At 65.0% G+C, this 18672-nt stretch carries 17 protein-coding genes; 7 read left to right on the top strand and 10 right to left on the bottom strand.

Translation table 11 applies throughout. The features are described 5' to 3' along the window. On the top strand, positions 1-1161 hold the full coding sequence (locus tag P2PM1_RS12485) for a P1 family peptidase (protein ID WP_186388641.1): 1161 nt from the start codon (positions 1-3) through the stop codon (positions 1159-1161). Positions 1162-1179: 18 nt separating this feature from the next. On the opposite strand, the gene P2PM1_RS12480 is transcribed toward P2PM1_RS12485, so the two are convergent. Beyond that, positions 1180-1758: a cupin domain-containing protein gene (locus P2PM1_RS12480; protein WP_186388642.1), complete on the bottom strand. Its 579-nt coding sequence runs from the start codon at positions 1756-1758 to the stop codon at positions 1180-1182. 131 nt (positions 1759-1889) lie between these two features. On the opposite strand from P2PM1_RS12480, the gene P2PM1_RS12475 reads away from it, so the two are divergent. Beyond that, positions 1890-3230: an aspartate aminotransferase family protein gene (locus P2PM1_RS12475; RefSeq protein ID WP_186388643.1), complete on the top strand. Its 1341-nt coding sequence runs from the start codon at positions 1890-1892 to the stop codon at positions 3228-3230. Between the two features lie 314 nt (positions 3231-3544). Then, positions 3545-4009, top strand: a complete 465-nt coding sequence (locus tag P2PM1_RS12470; protein ID WP_186399249.1) for a helix-turn-helix domain-containing protein — start codon at positions 3545-3547, stop codon at positions 4007-4009. A 144-nt stretch (positions 4010-4153) separates the two neighbouring features. Here P2PM1_RS12470 and P2PM1_RS12465 read toward each other — a convergent pair whose 3' ends face one another. From P2PM1_RS12465 to P2PM1_RS12430, 8 genes are all read right to left on the bottom strand, one after another. Beyond that, positions 4154-4750, bottom strand: coding sequence for a glutathione S-transferase family protein (locus P2PM1_RS12465; RefSeq protein ID WP_186399248.1), 597 nt, complete (start codon positions 4748-4750; stop codon positions 4154-4156). Positions 4751-4754: 4 nt separating this feature from the next. Beyond that, positions 4755-6119 carry an MmgE/PrpD family protein gene (locus P2PM1_RS12460; RefSeq protein ID WP_186399247.1) on the bottom strand — a complete coding sequence of 455 codons (1365 nt, stop codon included), beginning with the start codon at positions 6117-6119 and terminating at the stop codon, positions 4755-4757. 13 nt (positions 6120-6132) lie between these two features. Then, the gene (locus P2PM1_RS12455) at positions 6133-7488 is read right to left on the bottom strand and encodes an MmgE/PrpD family protein (protein WP_186388647.1); all 1356 of its coding nucleotides are present in this window, start codon (positions 7486-7488) and stop codon (positions 6133-6135) included. 5 nt (positions 7489-7493) lie between these two features. Beyond that, complete coding sequence (locus P2PM1_RS12450; RefSeq protein ID WP_186395370.1) at positions 7494-8894, bottom strand: MmgE/PrpD family protein; 1401 nt, start codon at positions 8892-8894, stop codon at positions 7494-7496. A 51-nt stretch (positions 8895-8945) separates the two neighbouring features. Beyond that, positions 8946-9713: an amino acid ABC transporter ATP-binding protein gene (locus tag P2PM1_RS12445; RefSeq protein ID WP_186388649.1), complete on the bottom strand. Its 768-nt coding sequence runs from the start codon at positions 9711-9713 to the stop codon at positions 8946-8948. 22 nt (positions 9714-9735) lie between these two features. Next, the gene (locus tag P2PM1_RS12440; protein WP_186388650.1) at positions 9736-10842 is read right to left on the bottom strand and encodes an amino acid ABC transporter permease; all 1107 of its coding nucleotides are present in this window, start codon (positions 10840-10842) and stop codon (positions 9736-9738) included. A gap of 3 nt (positions 10843-10845) precedes the next feature. Further along, positions 10846-12042 carry an amino acid ABC transporter permease gene (locus P2PM1_RS12435; RefSeq protein WP_186388651.1) on the bottom strand — a complete coding sequence of 399 codons (1197 nt, stop codon included), beginning with the start codon at positions 12040-12042 and terminating at the stop codon, positions 10846-10848. Between the two features lie 86 nt (positions 12043-12128). Then, on the bottom strand, positions 12129-13139 hold the full coding sequence (locus tag P2PM1_RS12430; RefSeq protein ID WP_371328883.1) for an amino acid ABC transporter substrate-binding protein: 1011 nt from the start codon (positions 13137-13139) through the stop codon (positions 12129-12131). 155 nt (positions 13140-13294) lie between these two features. On the opposite strand from P2PM1_RS12430, the gene metC reads away from it, so the two are divergent. Next, on the top strand, positions 13295-14461 hold the full coding sequence (gene metC / locus P2PM1_RS12425) for a cystathionine beta-lyase (protein WP_186388653.1): 1167 nt from the start codon (positions 13295-13297) through the stop codon (positions 14459-14461). A gap of 188 nt (positions 14462-14649) precedes the next feature. Next, on the top strand, positions 14650-15252 hold the full coding sequence (locus P2PM1_RS25695) for a GntR family transcriptional regulator (RefSeq protein ID WP_256376467.1): 603 nt from the start codon (positions 14650-14652) through the stop codon (positions 15250-15252). 57 nt (positions 15253-15309) lie between these two features. On the opposite strand, the gene P2PM1_RS12415 is transcribed toward P2PM1_RS25695, so the two are convergent. Continuing rightward, the gene (locus tag P2PM1_RS12415) at positions 15310-16227 is read right to left on the bottom strand and encodes an N-acetylmuramic acid 6-phosphate etherase (protein WP_186388655.1); all 918 of its coding nucleotides are present in this window, start codon (positions 16225-16227) and stop codon (positions 15310-15312) included. Between the two features lie 217 nt (positions 16228-16444). On the opposite strand from P2PM1_RS12415, the gene murA reads away from it, so the two are divergent. Beyond that, a complete protein-coding gene (gene murA / locus P2PM1_RS12410; RefSeq protein ID WP_186395466.1) occupies positions 16445-17704 on the top strand; it encodes a UDP-N-acetylglucosamine 1-carboxyvinyltransferase in 1260 nt (419 codons plus the stop codon). After that, positions 17701-18609 (top strand): BadF/BadG/BcrA/BcrD ATPase family protein, encoded by a 909-nt coding sequence (locus P2PM1_RS12405; protein WP_186399246.1) that lies wholly within the window; start codon positions 17701-17703, stop codon positions 18607-18609. The genes murA and P2PM1_RS12405 overlap by 4 nt, the downstream gene beginning before the upstream one ends. Positions 18610-18672 lie beyond the last annotated feature (63 nt).

The following is an 18672-nucleotide window of genomic DNA, read 5'->3' as shown; positions in this document are numbered from 1 at the left end:
ATGACCGCCCGAAGCGCCCCGCTGAAGCCGCGCGCCCGCGATCTGGGCCTCGACCTGCCCGGCTGCTGCGGTCCCTTCAATGCCATCACCGACGTGCCCGGCGTCCTGGTCGGCTTCAAGACCCTGCAGCGACCGGCCGGCTCCGGCACGCCGCCCGTGCTGACCGGCGTCACCGCCATCCTGCCGCGCGGCTTCGACACGCATCCAAGTCCGGTCTGGGCGGGGCAATATACGCTCAACGGCAATGGCGAGATGACCGGCAGCCACTGGGTGCGCGACGCCGGCCATTTCCTCGGCCCGCTGGTGATCACCAACACCCATTCGGTTGGCATCGCCCATCATGCGGCGACCCGCTGGATCCTCTCTCATCATGCCGAAGCGTTCGCGCGGCACCACCTGTGGGCAATGCCGGTGATCGCCGAGACCTATGACGGCGTCCTCAGCGACATCAACGGCCAGCATGTCGGCGAGGACGACGTTCTGGCGGCGATCGGAGCGGCCGTCTCCGGCCCGGTGGCGGAAGGCAATGTCGGCGGCGGGGCCGGCATGATCTGCTACGAGTTCAAGGGCGGCACCGGCACATCCTCGCGCCGCCTCGCGGTGGCGGGTGAGGACTTCACCCTCGGCGTTCTGGTCCAGGCCAACCATGGCCACCGGCCCTGGCTCACCGTGCTCGGCGCTCCGGTCGGCCGCCATCTCGAGCGCGACCGCATTGCCGAGATGCCCAGCGAGCGCGGCTCGATCATCGCCGTCATCGCCACCGACCTGCCGCTCGGCCCCTCGCAACTGGAGCGTCTCGCCCGCCGTGCCGCTCTTGGCATCGGCCGCGGCGGCACGCCCGGCGGCAACAGTTCCGGCGATATCTTCCTGGCGTTCAGCACCGCCAACCGCATGGACCTGCCGCAGCTTTCCGGGCCCTGGCGTGACATGCGCACGCTCAACGACGAGCTGCTCGATCCGGTCTATCTGGCCGCCGTCGAGGCGGTGGACGAGGCGGTGCTCAACGCCATGCTGGCAGCCGAGGACGCGCCGACGGCAAAGCCCGCCGGTCACGTCTGCCGGGCGCTGCCAGTGAAGGACCTGCTGGCGGTGCTGGCCCGCTATGGGCGTGCTCCGCTGACGGTTCCGGCCTCCACACCGGCGCCGGCGACCGGCCGCTGACCCCGCCCCCGAAGACTGTCAGAAGCTCGGCGGCGTGCAGGCGCTGACCACGATGCAGGGCTCCGGCCCGACTGCGCGGAAGCGGTGCGGCACAGTGCTGTCGAAGGCGTAGGCATCGCCCGCCCCCAGGATCTTGCGCTGATCTCCGACCGTCACTTCCAGCCGGCCGGAGATCACCACGCCGCCTTCCTCGCCGTCGTGGGAGAGCGGTGCCCGCCCGGTATCGGCGCCCGGTTCGTAGCGCTCGTGCAGGATCTGCAGCCGCCGGCCGAACAGATTGCCGCCGACCTGGCGATAGGAGATTCGCCCCTTGCCGATCTCCTTGAGCTCCTCGCCCTGGAAGAACACCTGCCGCTCGGCGCCAGGCTCGAAGGCGAAGAAATCGGTGAGGCTGACCGGGATGCCGTCGAGCACCCGTTTCAGCGCGCCGACGGACGGGTTCATGCGACCGGACTCGATCAGCGAGATCGTTGCATTGGTGACACCGGCCCGCTTCGCCAGCGTGCGCTGCGACAGCCCATGCGCGGCGCGCAACGCCCGCAGCCGGCCGCCGATGTCGAGTTCCGCGTCGCTGCCGTTGGGCCTGCCGTTAGACATGTTTACGATCCTCAACGCTCTCCTATCTTCCTTAGTAGAAACAATGGCTTGCAAAAATCAAGAAACAGACTGTTTCAGGATGGAAAAAGAGCGCAGGCTACAGATTGACAAAAACCGCCGGAGAGGCCGCCATGGACATGCTGGACGATACGCCCCGGGGCAAGAGCAACCGCAAGCTCGATGCCTATTGGATGCCCTTTACCGCCAACCGCCAGTTCAAGGCTTCGCCGCGCATGCTGGTCGGCGCCAAGGGCCTGCACTACACCAGCGATGACGGGCGCGAGATCCTCGACGGTACTGCCGGCCTGTGGTGCTGCAATGCCGGCCACGGTCACGCCGAGATCGCCGATGCGGTGCACCGCCAACTGCTCGAGATGGACTACGCGCCCTCCTTCCAGATGGGCCATCCGCTGGCGTTCGAATTCGCCGAGCGGCTGAAGGAACTCGCCCCGGACGGCTTCGAGCATGTCTTCTTCACTGGCTCGGGCTCCGAATCCGTCGACACAGCGCTGAAGATCGCGCTGGCCTGGCACCGGGCGCGCGGCGAGGGCTCGCGCACCCGCCTGATCGGCCGCGAGCGCGGCTATCACGGCGTCGGCTTCGGCGGCATCTCCGTCGGCGGCCTCGTCAACAACCGCCGCCATTTCGGCACGCTGCTGACCGGCGTCGACCATCTGCCGCACACCCATGCGCCGGAGCACAACGCCTTCTCGCGCGGCCAGCCGGAATGGGGCGCGCATCTTGCCGACGATCTTGAGCGCCTTGTCGGCCTGCACGGCGCCGAGACGATCGCCGCCGTCATCGTGGAGCCGGTCGCCGGCTCCACCGGCGTGCTGGTGCCGCCGAAGGGCTATCTGCAGCGCCTGCGCGAGATCTGCGACAAGCACGGCATTCTGCTGATCTTCGACGAGGTGATCACCGGGTTCGGCCGTCTCGGCACGCCCTTCGCCTCGCAGTTCTTCGGCGTCATGCCGGACATCTTCACCACCGCCAAGGGCCTGACCAACGGTGCGGTGCCGATGGGCGCGGTCTTCACCACCGACCGCATCCACGACGCCTTCATGAACGGGCCGGAAGGCACGATCGAACTGTTCCACGGCTACACCTATTCGGGTCATCCGATCGCCTGCGCCGCGGGTCTTGCGACGCTCGACATCTACGAGCGCGACGGGCTGCTGACCCGCGCCGCCGCCATTGCTCCGGCCTGGGAAGAGGCGCTGCACGGGCTGAAGGACGCGCCGCATGTTGTCGACATCCGCAATCTCGGCCTGATCGGCGGCATCGAACTCGCCTCGCGCCCCGGCGCGCCGGGCGCCCGCGCCTATGACGTGTTCACGGCCTGCTTCCAGGAAGGCTGCATGATCCGCGTCACCGGCGACGTCATTGCCATGTCGCCGCCGCTCTCCATCGGCGAGGCGGAGATCGGCCAGTTGATCGGCACCCTGCGCAAGGTGCTCGAACGCACGCAGTAACAAGGCGGCGGGAGCCGAAACAGATCATCTGGAAACATCGACCGCACGCGGGGCTCGGCGCAGTCCCGCGTGGCGGATGCGCGTGCGCAGGGCGCAGCAGGAAATCATCCGACGACATCGACCTTGCTTGCCCGGCAAAAGCGCTCGCCAAAGAAGCCGTGGGATTATTTCGCAATGCCGTGGGTGCACGCCTGGCGCCGGGCCGATCAGCACGATTTGTCGCCACCGTGGCGTGTTGAAGTCGTGCTGCTGTCGTGGTGGAATGACGGCCGTTAGGGCATGGGTTCGGTATCGGACATCACCGCAGGCTTTTCATGGTCATCCGCAAATACCGTCTCGAAAAAGGCCTGAGCCAGGAACAGCTCGCCGATATGGCTGGCGTGAGTGCCCGCACCATCCAGCGCCTCGAGCGCGGTGCGAAGGTAACGCCCGAGACCTTGAAGTGCCTGGCTGCTGCTCTCGATGTCGATTTCGCCGCACTCAGAAAGGACGACGACATGCCCGAAGCCCTCTCTTCAACCAGCCCCATCGCTCCCGCAGTCGAGGACCATGTCAGGGACATCAAGGCGTTTTATCTGCATGCCATTCGCTATGCGCTGGTGATGTTCCTGCTTCTCGTCATCAATCTGTGGGTCTCGCCGGGATTCCTGTGGGTGGTCTTTCCGGCAATCGGGTGGGGGATTGGGCTGGCGGCGCATGGCCTGTCCGCCTTCCAGATCTCCACGTTCTTCGGCCCGGATTGGGAGCGCCGCGAGATTGCCCGCCGACTGCGCAAGTGATCTGGGCGGACGGCGGTCAGGAACGTGTCCGGACGGACCGTCGTTGCGCGTTTTGCTGCGCGCCCCGGTCAGATCCCCGTTGCGCTTCAGCATGAGCAGGGCTTGCCGCGACTGCATCGTGGGAAGCCGTCTTGGGCCGGCAGGTCAACTCAGCGCATCGCGAATATGGCGCTGATAGTGGGGGTTTGTCCCCAGCCGTTGGGCATAGGCACGCAGATGCGGGAACTCGGCGCCGCTTTCGGGCAACAGGAACCAGCGGTGAACCGATGGGGCCGCCGTTATATCGGCGAGCGACAACTGGTCCCCCGCCAGAAAGCGGTGATCAGCCAGCCAACTGTCCAGTGCGGCGACCGCCGCTTTGACCGCCGGCAGGTCTGCATCCTCTGTTTTGCCGGCTGCCCGGGCCTTGCGCAGGCGGGTCATGACCGGAGTGAACGAGATCGAGGCCCAGTCCATCCAACCATCGACCCTGCTACGGGCCCCGGTCTCCTGCGGCCAGAGCAGGGTCGGCTGCCGACCGGCCAGATAGCGCAGCACTGCGTTGGATTCCCAGACCACGGTATCGCCATCCCGCACCACAGGCACCTTGCCGAAGGGGTTCATCGCCAGAAACTCCGGCGTGTCAGTGGGGCCGAAGCCGCGGCCGGTGGGCACCAGACGATAGTCCTGCCCCAATTCATCCAACAGCCAGAACACCTTGGCGCTGTTCGAGGAGTTGCACCGTCCAAACACCGTCAGCATCCCGTTATGCTCCCTTGCCGGAGAGCCGCGCCAGAAGCGGGCCAAGCAGGCTGTCCGTCTCAAGCGCGAGGAATGTCGCGCAGACAGTTTCGGCCGCAGCCGTGCCAAGTTTCGCCTGCGCACAATCGATGAACTTGTCGGTCACCTCGGCGTCCGACATCGGGTTCATCGGTCCGCGCCCGAAATTGGTCGAGGCGCTGTCGTTGAACGTGCGTCCATCCTTCATCACCACTTCGACGCATCCCAGATAGGCGTCTGCCTCCCGATGGCCGGTCGCGGTGACATGCGGCAGGAGCGGCGCCAGATCGGCGGTGAGGAAAGTCGCGTCATCGAAATCGGCCAGACGGATGCGACCGGCGGTCAGCGCCTTGGCAGTCAGGAACTGCACGCTGAACTTGGCGTCGAGACCCGAGCGGGGGGCGCTTCGGTTGGTATGCGCCAGACGGCGCTCATGGGTGCGGATCTCTATCCTGGCAATCTGGTCTGCGGCAAGCAGGCCTTCGCGGGCAACGATCCGCAACGCTGCGTCGATGGCCGAATGCGCACTGCCGCAGCAGGGGTGCTGCTTGATCGCGATGCCGGGCGACAGCACTTCGAGCGGACCGTCCCATCCGTTCAGGATGGCGTCTGCGTCATAGGTGCCTGCCCCGTTGAACAGGTTGAAGAAGCCATACTGATGTTCGAAGGCATCCGGATTGGCCGTCATTCCCCGCTGGGCGACAAGCGCCGCCATGATGCCGTTATACGCGGCGTGGCCGACATGCATCGGCTTGACCGGGGTGCCGAAGTTGGATTTCAGCCCCGAGGCCATCGAGACCGCGATGGCCAGTGCCATGGCCATCTGCTCCTCGTCGAGGTCGAGCATCCGTGCTGCCGCGGCCGTTGCGCCGAAGACGCCCAGTGTCGCGGTCGGGTGCCAGCCCTTTTCATAGTGATGCGGCAACAGCCCGCGCGCCAGCCGGGTTTCCACCTCGACGCCGGTGATCCAGGCTTCCAGCGCCCGGCCGGCCGTTGCGCCCTGGACTTCGGCAAGGCCGAGCACCACAGGTACGACCGGGGCCGAGGGGTGCCCGCCCATGGTGGTGGAGCAATCGTCGAAATCCAGCGCATGGGCGGCGGTGCCGTTGATCATTGCGGCATGCAGCACCGAGGCGCGGCGTCCCGCCCGGCCCCAGAGCGTGACCGTGCCCGGCGCGGCATCGATCGCCAGCGTCTCCTCCAGCGCATCGAGATAGGGCGCGTCGGCCCCGGCCAGCGCCACGCCAACGGTGTCGGCAAAGGCGCGTCGGCCGATATGCACTGCGTCGGCCGGAACGGTGTCGAGCCGAATCCCGAGCGCCCGACGTGCAAGTTTGCGTGCAAAGCTCATGTCTTTCGTTCCTTCAACGGGTCGCGGCTGCAATGGCTGCGGTCAGGTCGGCTGCGCGGGGAAGCTGGTCCAGGCGCATCAGCAGGGCAAACACCTCTGCGGCGCCGGTTTCCGTCAGGCTGGCGCGGGCGCAATCGCCGAACTTCGCCTCCAGCATGTCCTGCGGCAGAGGAGTTTCGGGACCACGGCCCAGCGGGGCGGCAACCGACTGGCGCAGGACGCGGCCGTCGGAGAGTGTCACCACCACCTCGGCACCGTAATCGTTCGCGTCGTCGTCATGTGGTTCCATTCGGATCAGCCCCATGATGCGGGTCACCTCGGGATCGTGCAGGGCATGATCCTCGAAGTGATCGAGCAGCACAGCGCCGTTCACGAGGCCCCGCGACACTGCATAGGGCAGCGAGAATTTGGCGTTGAGGGCACTGGTCGCGGGATTGCGCACATGCGGCAGCAGACGGCGGGGGTGCATCCGCACCAGGACATCGCGGATAGCCAGACTGTCGGATAGGGAACTGTCGTGCATCTGGATGGCCGCGTCGATGGCGCCGTGAACGCTGTAGACACAGGGGTATTTCTTGATCGAGATCCCTGGGGCGAGCAGATCCAGTGGCGCAGACCAGTTCATCAGCATCTTCTGCGGGTCGTAATTGCCGGCGCCGTTGAAGACCTCGAGAAACCCTTGCGGATGTTCGAGCGCGGCGGGAGACCCCTTCACGCCTCTCGCCGCCACCAGGGCCGCGAGCAGGCCGTTGCGGGCGGCAATGCCTGCATGCATCGGCTTGGTCGGGGTGCCGAAATTTGCCTTGATGCCCGAGGCGAGCGAGGCGGAGATCGAAATCGAGTGAGCGATCTGGTCTTCGGACAGGTTCATCAGTGCTGCCGCGGCCACTGCCGCGCCGAAGATGCCGAGCGTTGCCGTCGGATGCCAGCCCTTCTCATAGTGCTGGAAGTTGACGCCGCGGGCGAAACGAGTCGCGGCTTCGACGCCGACGATATAGGCCTCTGTCAATTGCCGACCCGTCGCGCCGCGCACTTCGGCCAAAGCCAGAAGGCCGGGGATGATGATGACGGTCGGATGTCCCGACAGCGATTTGGAAGTGTCGTCATAGTCCAAGGCATGGCCCGCCGTGCCATTGACGAACGCGGCGTCCAGCATGCTCAGCCTCTGCTTGCGACCCAGCACTTGGCACGGGCCGGTGCCATAAAGTTCGGGCATCAGCACGGCGTCGGTCGTTGCGGTGGGGGCGCCCAGCAATGTGCAGCCGATCATATCGGCAATTGCATTGCGGGCCCATTTCACGGCCTCGGGGTCAAAGCTTGCCGGATCAAGGGCGACAACCCGCTTGGCGAGTTCGCGGGACAGGGACATCGCATTTACCTTTCTTCTGTCGTAAGGGCGACGATGCGGGGCTGGGATTGGGTGTGGTTGTCCGAGGGGGGCTGCATGAGCGCGGTCAGGCGACGGACGGAGGGTTGCTCGCTCAGCGTCGCCAACCGCGTGTAAAGTTCGGCCATCGTCGAGGTCGGCAATACGCGCTGCGCGCAATCGTCGAACTTGGCCCGGAACTGGGGTTCGGTCATTGGATTGGCCGGACTGCGGCCCATGGCGACGCTGGCGCTGGCGGAAAGCCTGCGCCCGTCGGACAGGGTCACGGTCACCTGGCCGAAGGACAGATCCGCGTCCTCATGCGCGGCTAGATGAATCCGCGCCGAAAGCGCCTGTGTCTGCGGGTCGGACAGAAGCGGCTCTTCAAACTCGGCGAAGCCGACAGTGCCCGAAAGCAGGGCGCGGGCTGTCAGGTACTGGGTGGAGAATTTGGCATCCAGGCCGTCGCGCGGCCGTGGGCGGTCGATATTCTTGAGCCGCTTGGGATGCAGTGCCACCTTAACCGTTTCGATGCCGGCACCGCCGATCAGCGGCTGCAGTTCGGCCGCGGCGTCGATGGCGCAGTGAATGAAGGCACAGCAGGGGTATTGCTTGATCGCGATTCCAGGGGAGAGCAACGCGAAGTCCTCACCCCAGCCGTCGAGGGCCGGGGCGAAGTCCTCGGCGATGCCGCCGTTGAATGCGGCCATAAAGCCGAACCTGTGCTCCAGAACGGTGGTACTGGCGGTAAAGCCGGCCTGCGCCAGCAGTGCTGCTTGCAGGCCGTTGCGATTGGCCTGGCCGGCGTGAAGGGGCTTGGTCATCGTGCCGGAATTCGCCCGCAGCCCGGCCGCGCTCGAGGCGGCGATGCCGAGGGCGACCGACATGCGCTCGGCGGACAGGCCGAGCAGGCGGCCGGCAGCGACTGCGGCCCCCAGAACGCCGAAGGTGACGGTGGGGTGCCAGCCTCGTTCCGCGTGCGCAGGATTCGAAAGGCGGGCGATCCGGATCTCGGCCTCCACGCCTGCGACATAGGCGGTCAGGAGGTCCTTGCCGCTGCAATCCAGCGCGTCGCCCAGTGCCAGCAGCGCCGGTACGATGCTGACCGATGGATGGCCATCCATCTCAAGATTGCAGTCGTCGAAATCAAGGGCATGGGCGGCAACGCCGTTGATCTGGGCAGCATCCAGGACGTGTGCATGCCCCCGGCGGCCGAGCAGCCTCGCCTTGCCGGTGGTGGCCGGCAGGATGGACGCGGCAAGGCGTGTCACAGTCTCGTTGGCGCCAGCGATCCCGCAGCCGACGGTATCCGCAAGAGCGCGGCAGGCCCAGTCCCGCACCGCCGGGCTCAGGGCGCAAGAAGACAGGCCTGCAGCGCGCGCTGCAAGCTCAAGCGTCAAGGACGTCACGAGGAAACTCCGGTTGCTATGCCCGGCCCGCCGGCGGCGGGCCGGCGCAGGTCAATGCTTCAGGATCTGGTCGAGGAAAACGCGGGTCCGCTCCTCGCGCGGGTTTCCGAAGAAGTCTTCGGGAGGGGCGCTTTCCACCTTGCGGCCATCGGCCATGAAGACAACGTTGTCGGCAACAGTGCGGGCGAACCCCATTTCATGCGTCACCACGATCATGGTCATGCCGCTTTCGGCAAGCTCGATCATGGTGTCAAGCACTTCCTTGATCATCTCCGGATCGAGTGCGGAGGTCGGCTCGTCGAAGAGCATGATCTCGGGCTCCATGCACAGGCTTCGGGCAATGGCCACCCGCTGCTGCTGCCCCCCCGAAAGCTGGAGCGGATATTTGTTCGCCTGCTCGGGGATGCGGACCTTCTTCAGGAAGTGCATCGCCAGATCTTCGGCGGCGACTTTCTTCATGTGCCGGGTCAGCATCGGGCCGAGCGTCAGGTTTTCCAGAACGGTCAGATGCGGAAACAGATTGAAGTTCTGGAACACCATGCCGATGTTACGGCGGATCGTATCGATGTTCTTCACATTGTCGGTCATCTCCAGTCCCTTGACGAAGATCTGACCGGACTGGTGCGCTTCAAGCCGGTTGATGCAGCGAATGAGTGTCGACTTTCCCGAGCCTGAGGGGCCGCAGACGACGACGCGTTCGCCCTTGCGCACATCGAGGCTGACATCGTGCAGCACCTGAAAGGCGCTGAACCACTTCGACACGTTGCGCATGCTGATGACAGGGGTGGAGGTCTGATCTGGAAGGGAGGATTGGGGCATGTCTTATCTCCAGTTTTGGTCGTCAGATCCGACCCGAGGCGATCCACTTCTCGACCTGGCGCGCATAGAGCGAGAGCGCATAGCCGAAGAAAAGGTAGACCGCCGCCACGAACAGATACGCTTCGACATAGAATTTGCGCCAGAGCGGATCCTGCATCACGGCCGTGGTTGCTGTCAGGATGTCGAAGAGACCGATGATGATCACGAATGAAGTGTTCTTCATTGCCGCGATGATGTGGTTGGTGATCGCGGGCAGGCTGATGCGCAAGGCTTGCGGTAGGATGATCGTGCGCGTCGTCTGCCAGTAGCTGAGGCTGAGGGACTGGGCCGCCTCGTACTGACCGCGCGGGATGGCTTGAAGCCCGCCACGGATCACCTCGGCTTGATAGCAGGCGAAGAAGATCGCGATGCCCACGGTGATGCGCAGCAGCTTGTTCACCTCCATACCGGCGGGCAAGAACAGCGGAAACACGTTCACGGCCACGAAGAGGATGGTGATCAACGGCACCCCGCGCAGGGATTCGATGAACACCACCGACACGCCCCGCGCCACCGGCAGGGGGGCACGGCGCCCCAGCGCCAGCAGCACCGCAACGGGCATGCCGATCAGGACGGTTCCGGTGAACAGCAGCATGGTGAGCGGCAGCCCGCCCCATTCCGATGTGGCCACATAGCGCAGACCCAGAACGCCCCCGAACATCAGCGCGCCGATGGACAGCGTCGCAAAGATCCAGAGCGGGACCAGAAGGCGCAGGTTCCAGAAGCGCGGCCAGAGCGAGATGACCACCGTGACCAGGTAGATCACCATCATCAGCACCAGTCGCCAGTGTTCGTCATAGGGGTAGAGCCCGAACAGCATCGGCCGGTGCTTCTCGACGATCACCGCCCAGCAGGCGCCGGTCGCGGCGCGGCAGACATCGGGATCGGTGGTATAGAACACGGCATTGATCACGCCCCAGTCCAGCACGAACCAGAAAAAGCGGATGAGGCCAGCAGCGACAATCACCGTCAGAAGGCTTTGCCAGATGGAACCAAACAGGTTCGCTTTCAGCCAGACAGTGCCGGAGATGCGGGCATGCGGGTCATAGGTGGGGGCCGGGGTGGCGATCTGTGAGGAAATCGTGGTCATGACTTACCGCTCCTTGATCGCCACGAGGCGGTTGTAGGCATTCATCAGGAGCGAGGTGACAACACTGATGATGAGATAGACCATCATCATCACCGCGATCGCTTCGACCGCTTGCCCCGTCTGGTTCATGACGGTGTTGCCGATGTTGACCAGATCCGGATATCCGATGACGACGGCGATGGAACTGTTCTTGATCAGGCTGACATATTGACTGGTCAGCGGCGGCACGATCACGCGAAGGGCCTGTGGCAGCACGACATAGCGCAGGATGAAACGCGGACGCAGCGCGATGGAGCGGGCAGCCTCGACCTGACCGCGGGGAGTGGCCTGGATGCCGGCTCTGACGATCTCGGCGATGAAGCCCGAGGAATAGAGCGAGATTCCCGCCATCAGGGCCACGAATTCCGGGCTGATGGTTGCGCCGCCGGCAAAGTTGAAGCCCTGGCGTTGCGGATAGCTGATGGCGTGGGGGGCGCCGAAGACCAGCCAGACGAGAAGCGGCAGTCCGGCGATCAGGGCTATGCTTGGCCACAGCATGTCGACATAGCGACCGGTGGCTTCGCGGTGACGCTTGGCCAGATGGCTGGCGGCGGCGGCCAGAACGATGCCCGTGACCAGTGCGGCCAGCATCCACACATGGGCGGCATGGGCGACCGGCATCACGAAGGTCAGCCCGCGATTGGACAGAAAGCCCAATCCCCACAGCTCGATGGCCTGGCGCGGAGCGGGCAGGTTGCGGATCACCGCCGCCCAGAAGATCACCTGAAGGATGACCGGGATGTTGCGTACGATCTCGACATAGGCTGTGGCGATGCGCTGCAGCAGCCAGTTGGTCGAGACCCGCGCGATGCCGACCGAAAAGCCGATGACGGTGGCAACGACGATGCCCGCCGCCGAGACGGTCAGCGTGTTTATCAACCCGACCAGCAGAGCTCGGCCATAGGTATCGCGCGAGGAATATGCGATCAGCGTCTCGCCGATCTCGAACTGCGCGACCTGATCCAGGAAGCCGAACCCGGTGGCGATGTTCTGGCGGCTGAGGTTGGCGATGACGTTCTGGTAGAGGTAGAAGCCCAGAAGCGCCACCGCCGCTGCCAAAGCGACCTGATAGATCACTGTTCGGAAGCTTTCGCTGTAGAGAATGTCCTTCAGGTTCCGCGCGGGGCGTGCTCCGCTCCGGCCTGGACTGGCGTCTGTCATGTGTCGTTCCCATCAGGGCAAGGCATGTACAGCCTCCGCATCCGGCGAGCCGGCTGCGGAGGATACGGAAGAGGCGGCCTGCGGGCTTACTGCATCGGGAAGCCGTAGAGCAGGCCACCTTCGGTCCACAGCGCATTCTGGTCGCGGTCCAGCGCGACGGGGCTGTAGGGGCCGAAGTGACGCATGTAGATGTCCTTGTAGTTCCCGACTTGCTTCACGATCGCATAGACCCAGCTATTGTCGACACCGAGCTTGGCGCCGTTGTCGCCGATCACGCCGAGCAATGCCTGGACGTCGGGGTCTTCCGAATTCTTCATCTCGTCGACATTGTCCTGGCTCACGCCCAGTTCTTCTGCGTTGAAGGTGGCGTAGGTGACCCACTTGACCAGGTCATACCAATTGTCGTCGCCCTGGCGGACGGCCATTGCCAGCGGTTCCTTGGAATAGATGCCGGGCAGCATGATATGTGCGGAAGGGTCTTCGGTGTCGAAGGCGCGCACGCCAGGCAGGGCCGCCTTGTCCTTGGTCAGCGCGTCACAACGGCCCGTGACATAGGCATCGACCAACTGCTTGTTGTTCTCGATCACGACGGGCGTGTAGGTGAGGCCGCGGGCAGCGAAGATCTGGGCAACGTTGCGTTCGGTGGTGGAGCCGGGCGCCATGCAGATCGCCGCGCCATCCAGATCCTCGATCTTGGCGATGCCGTCGTCCTTGCGAACCAGAAAACCGGTTCCGGTATAGAAGACCGGCGGGGCGAAGTTCAGTCCCAGTGCCGTGTCACGGCTGAGGGTCGCGGTCACGTTGCGGGCCAGCACGTCGACCTCGCCGGACTGGATGGCGGGAAAGCGCTGCTGGGAGGACAGCGCGACGAAGCGGACCTTGGATGCATCGCCAAAGACCGCGGCAGCGATGGCGTGGCAGAAGTCGACCTCGAACCCGCTCCATTTGCCCAGACTGTCCGGGGCCGCAAAGCCATGACGAGCCGGGTGGACGCCGCACAGCACTTCGCCCCGCGCCTTGACCGCCGCCAGCGTATCGCCCGAACCGGCCCGAGCCATCGGAGCCCCCGCGACGCCGAGCATGAGGCTAGCCATGATGGAAAGCCCGACAACCTTTGTCTTGATCATCTCATTCCCTCTCTGTTGGGGGGCATTGCAGTCTTGCTTGGCATCCGATTGACGCCCCCAGGATCATTGTATACATATGTTTTCATCGGTATTCAATAGGGAGCACCTCGCAGGAGGGCGCGAAAATGGACACAGAGAATCTGGGATATGACACGATCTTGGCCCATGCCGGCCGCTCGCCCGCCCTCCATTCCGGCGCCGTGAACACGCCGGTCTATCGCGCTTCGACCATCCTCTTTCCGAATCTGGCGGCGCTGGAGGCGAAAGAGGGAGCCAAGCTGCGCTATGGGCGCCGGGGCACACCCACGACCCACGCGCTTGAGGATGCGATCTGCGCCCTCGAGATGGGCGATAGAGCACTGGTTGCACCCTCGGGCGTCAATGCGATCAGCGTCGTTCTGATGAGTTATGCCGAGCCCGGTGCCCATTTCCTGATGACCGACAGCGCCTATGGGCCTGCCCGCAAGTTCTGCGAGTTCACGCTAAGGAAATTCGGCGTCGAGACGACGTATTATGACCCGACCATCGGCGCGGATATCGAAAGCTTGATCCGTCCGCAGACCAAGCTGATCTGGATGGAATCGCCCGGATCGCAGACCTTCGAAATTCAGGATGTGACGGCCATATGCCAGGCGGCTCGACGGCACGATGTGGTTACCGCCATCGACAACACCTGGAGCGGCGGTTATTTTTGCCGGCCGCTGACGCAGGGCGCCGACATTTCCGTTCAGGCCGGCACGAAATACATCTCGGGTCATTCAGACCTGATGCTTGGCACCGTGGCCTGTCGGGCTGAGCAGTATGAGCGTCTCCGCGAAACCTATCTGCGCTTCGGCGTCTGTGTTGGAGGAGACGATGCCTTCCTCGCCCTGCGTGGCTTGCGGACATTGGCTGTGCGCATGGCTCATCATCACGCCAGCGGCCTGAAAGTCGCGCAATGGTTGTCGCAGCAAGAGGAAGTGCTTCGGGTGATGCATCCAGCCCTGCCTGGCGATCCCGGACATGAGCTGTGGAAGCGGCACTTCTCCGGCGCTTCGGGGCTGTTTGGCTTCGTGATGCGCTCTGCTGATCGGCCTGCGCTCGGGCGGATGTTCGACGGACTGACCTTGTTTGGCATGGGATCCAGTTGGGGCGGCTTCGAAAGCTTGCTGGTGCCGTCCAACCCGTCCGTCTATCGCAGCGCCACGACCTGGTCTCCCGGCGGGCAGACCGTGCGCATTCATGTCGGCCTCGAGGATCCGGAGGATCTGATCAATGAGCTGCGTCGCGGTTTTGACCGTCTGAGGCAATAGCTGTCCGCGATCTTCGGCCGGGAGGCTGTGTGCCAACGTTCTGGCCTCGCAGAGGAAACATTTGTATACAGAAGGGAGTTGATTTCGCCCGCTCCGATCGGGCCAGAACTGCCGGGAAAGGCCGAGCCAAACGTATGACGCAGGTGTCCAAGTCCACGCTGATCCGACGCAGTCCCCTGGATCACCTCATGGATCTGATCGAGGCAGGCGAATTGCAGCCCGGCAGCCGCCTGACCGAAACCGAATTGGCCCAGAGACTGGGCATCAGCCGAACGCCAGTGCGCGAAGCGCTGCACCGGCTGCATGCAATGGGTCTTGCGGAGCACGGTCCTCAGCGCGGTCTGATCATAGCCCATCTGAGCTATGATCAGATCCGCCAGTTGTTCGCGGTGCGTGAAGGACTGGAAGGGATGGCGACCCGCCTTGCGGCTGAGCACGCCTCCCGGGCCGAGGTCAATCTGTTGCGCGACATGGTGGCGGGGGATCGCGAACTTAGGGATCCGCTCAAGCTTCTGGAGCGCAACAAGCTGCTGCACCGGCAGATTGTCCAGGCCTCGCACAACAAGTTCATGATCGAGGCGCTCGGCAACCTCCGGGTTCATCTCAGCCTTCTGCCCGGCTCCACCTATACAACGGGCGGACGCATCGATGAGGCTCAGGCAGAACACGAGGAAATCGTGGAGGCCATCGCCGCCGGCGATGGAGACCGGGCCGAGCAGGCTGCGCGCAAGCACATTCTGTCCGGTTTTCAGATCCGGCTGAAAATGATGGCGGAGCACGGCTTCAACTGAGCCGGCTACGATGGGGTTTAAGGGGCGCGCGAAATTGACCAGCCCGCCCCGCTGGGGTCAGGCGCCAGCAAGCCGTGTCAGCGCCGCGCCGAGGTTCCCGTCGACTTCACCGAGCAGACGTGCAGCCATGTCCGGAGTGGCTCCGGCAGCCACCAGTACCGCGCGCTTGATGTCATAGCCGGTCGCATCGAGCGCGGCCTGTGCCGCGTCATCATCGCATCCGGCGATGTCGGAAACGATCGTCACGGCACGGACGCGCAACTTGGCATTGGTCGCGCGCATGTCGACCATGTAGCCCTTGTAGACGCGGCCAAGACGCACCATCAGCCCGGTCGAGAAGGTGTTGAGCGCGATCTTCTGGCTGGTGCCGGCGGTCAACCGGGTGGACCCGGCCAGGATCTCCGGTCCGGTATCGAGCAGGACGGGGCAGTCGACCATCGACAGCAGCGGCGCCCCCGGATTGTTGGCAAGGCCGATGGTCGTGGCAGCGCGCTCCCGCGCGGTTTCCATGGCCTGAAGGACGTAAGGGGTGGTTCCGCTCGCCGCCAGACCGACGACCACATCGTTGGCGCTGACATCGAGCGCGTTCAGCGCCGCGCGCGCGGAAGCGCCGTCATCTTCGGCCCCTTCCTGGGCTTCGTAGAAACTCTGCGCGCCCCCGGCCAGAAGCACCTCCAGACGTTCGTCGGGCCAGTTGAAGGTCGGCTTCAGCTCGACCGCATCGAGCAGGGCGATTCGCCCGGACGTTCCCGCACCACAGTAAATCAGCCGCGACCCGGACCGGCGCATCACCGACGCGGCCATGGCGATTGCCCGGTCGATCTGCGTCTGCGCGGCGCGCAGCGCCGCGAGCGCTGTGCCCTGGCTCTCGATGAGAGCGGTCGTCATCGCCTCGCCATCCAGTTGGTCGAGTGGTGCGGCATGCCGTCCCACCGTCTCCGTCCGCGGCCGTGCGCCCAATCCGCCTTGCCTCATTTCGTGCTCCCTGGCCTGGCTCTTTCGATCGAAAATACAAAAATACCAAAATGCTACCACTTGGCTATGACGTTCATCGGCGAGACCGGATCAATTCACGGCCTATAAATCGGTTCGCCGCGCTCTGTTGGCCGAGGCCGGCCTTGTGGAATGGTTTGAAGTGGACGATAATTGGATTTATATCACCGTCCGTCTCGGGCAAGCAACGGAGTTGGTTTTGGACAGGCTGATTATCCGCGGCGGGCGCCCCTTTTCCGGCTCGGTGCAGGTTGCCGGGGCCAAGAACGCGGCGCTTCCGGTGCTGGCCGCCTCTCTGCTGGTGGGAGGCCGCGTGTCGCTGTCCAACGTCCCGGCTGTCACCGACGTCGCCTCCATGCTGGATCTGCTTCGCATGCTGGGCGCGGACGTGACTGAGGCCGAAAATGGCCGGCTTTCGTTGTCCTCGGCGGCGGTGGCCGGATCCGAGGCAACCTACGATATCGTTCGCCGCATGCGGGCATCGTTTCTTGTCCTCGCCCCCCTTGTAGGCAGGCTCGGGCGAGCCCGCATTTCGCGGCCCGGCGGCTGCACCATCGGCACGCGCCCGGTCGATCTGCATCTGCAGGCGCTCAAGACCCTTGGAGCGGACATCAGCCAGGACGGCGGCGTGATCGAGGTCGCGGCGCCCGGTGGCCTCTCCGGCGCGCGCGTGGTGTTTCCGACGCCCTCGGTCGGCGCGACCCATACAGCGATGATGGCGGCGGCGGCGGCGCGCGGGGAAACGGAGATCGTCAATGCCGCGCGCGAACCCGAAGTCGCTGATCTCGCCGCGTTCCTGACGGCGGCTGGCGCGACCGTGGAAGGGGCCGGAACCCACCGCATTCTGGTGCAAGGGGCGCAGAGCTGGCGTCCCGTCGCGCATACGATCCTGCCCGACCGGATCGAGGCGGCAAGCTATATGATCGCCGCCGGCATGACGGGCGGGCGGGTGGAAGTCATGGGCGGCCGACTGGAACATCTCGGCGCCGCCTGCCAGGCGCTTGAGGAAGCCGGCATCCGGATCTTCCCGAGCGACCGCGGCTTGATCGCGGAACGGGACGGGCCGCTGAGAAGCGTCGACGTGACGACAGAGGCATTTCCGGGGTTTCCGACGGACCTGCAGGCCCAGTTCATGGCGATGATGTGCCTTGCCGATGGGGTATCCGTCATCCGCGAGAGAATCTTCGAAGCCCGGTTCATGCATGTGCCGGAGTTGCAGCGGATGGGGGCAGACATCCGGCAATCGGGATCGATGGCGACCGTGCGCGGCGTCAAGGCGCTGCATGGCGCGCAGGTCATGGCAACCGACCTGCGCGCCTCCATGTCGCTGGTGCTTGCCGGGCTTGTCGCCGAGGGAGAGACGATCGTCCATCGGGTCTATCACCTCGACCGGGGTTACGAGGACATCGACGGCAAGCTCACGCGCTGCGGGGCCAGCATCGAGCGGGTTCGCGGATGAGCGCGATCCCAGGCCCGCAGGGGGCGGAGGTGCCGCTCTTTCTCGCTGTCGACGGCGGCGGCACTGGGTGCCGGGCGCGGATCGAGACGGGCGACGGGCGGGTTCTCGGGCGCGGTCTTGCCGGACCTGCGGCGACGCGCTTCGGCATCGATGCGACCTGGGCCGCGATTTCGCTCGCGGCAGCCAATGCGCTCGCGGAAGCCGGCATTGCCGATGCGCGCAGTGTTCCGATCCGGGCGGGCATCGGCGTTGCGGGACTGTCGCGGTCCGGCGCGCTTGCCGCACTGGAGGCCATGCCGCACGATTTTCGCAGCATCGCTTTCGCAAGCGATGGCGTCATTGCCTGCCTCGGCGCACACAATGGCGGGGACGGGGGGATTGTCATCGTCGGCACCGGCAGTTGCGGCATCGCGCGGATCGGCGGCCGGTCGATCAAGGTCGGGGGATACGGCTTTCCGATTTCCGACGAAGGGTCGGGAGCCTATCTCGGCCTGCGTGCCTTGCGGCTGGCGATGCTGTGCCATGACGGGCGGGCAGAGCGCACCGCGCTGCTCGGCGAGTTGCTTGATCATTTCGCGGGAGACCCCGCCAGGGTGGTCGAATGGATGGATGGAGCGACGGCGACGGATTATGCCCGTTTCGCGCCGATGGTGGTCCGACACGTGGACGACGGAGATCCGGCCGCGCGGCGGATCATGCAGGACGCGGCGGCCAAGATCGATGGCATCTGCCGTGCGCTGATCGAGCACGGCGCTCCGCGACTGTCGCTGCTCGGCGGGCTCGGCAGTGTCATGGAAACCTGGCTCGCGCCGGACCTGCGGCGCAGGCTGGCGCCGCCGCGAGGTGATGCGCTCGACGGCGCGGCGATCCTCGCCGGCCGTCCGCCGCTGGATGACATGGCATGAGGCCGGGTGCAAGGCCCGTTCCGGGCGATGACCGCGAGACATGTCGGGCCTGCGGGTGTGCAT

The organism is Stappia sp. P2PMeth1, assembly GCF_900185735.1.
In the GTDB taxonomy this organism is placed as follows: Bacteria; Pseudomonadota; Alphaproteobacteria; order Rhizobiales; family Stappiaceae; genus Stappia.
Note: the sequence above shows the minus strand (reverse complement) of the source record. Positions and strands in the feature narration are given on the sequence as shown.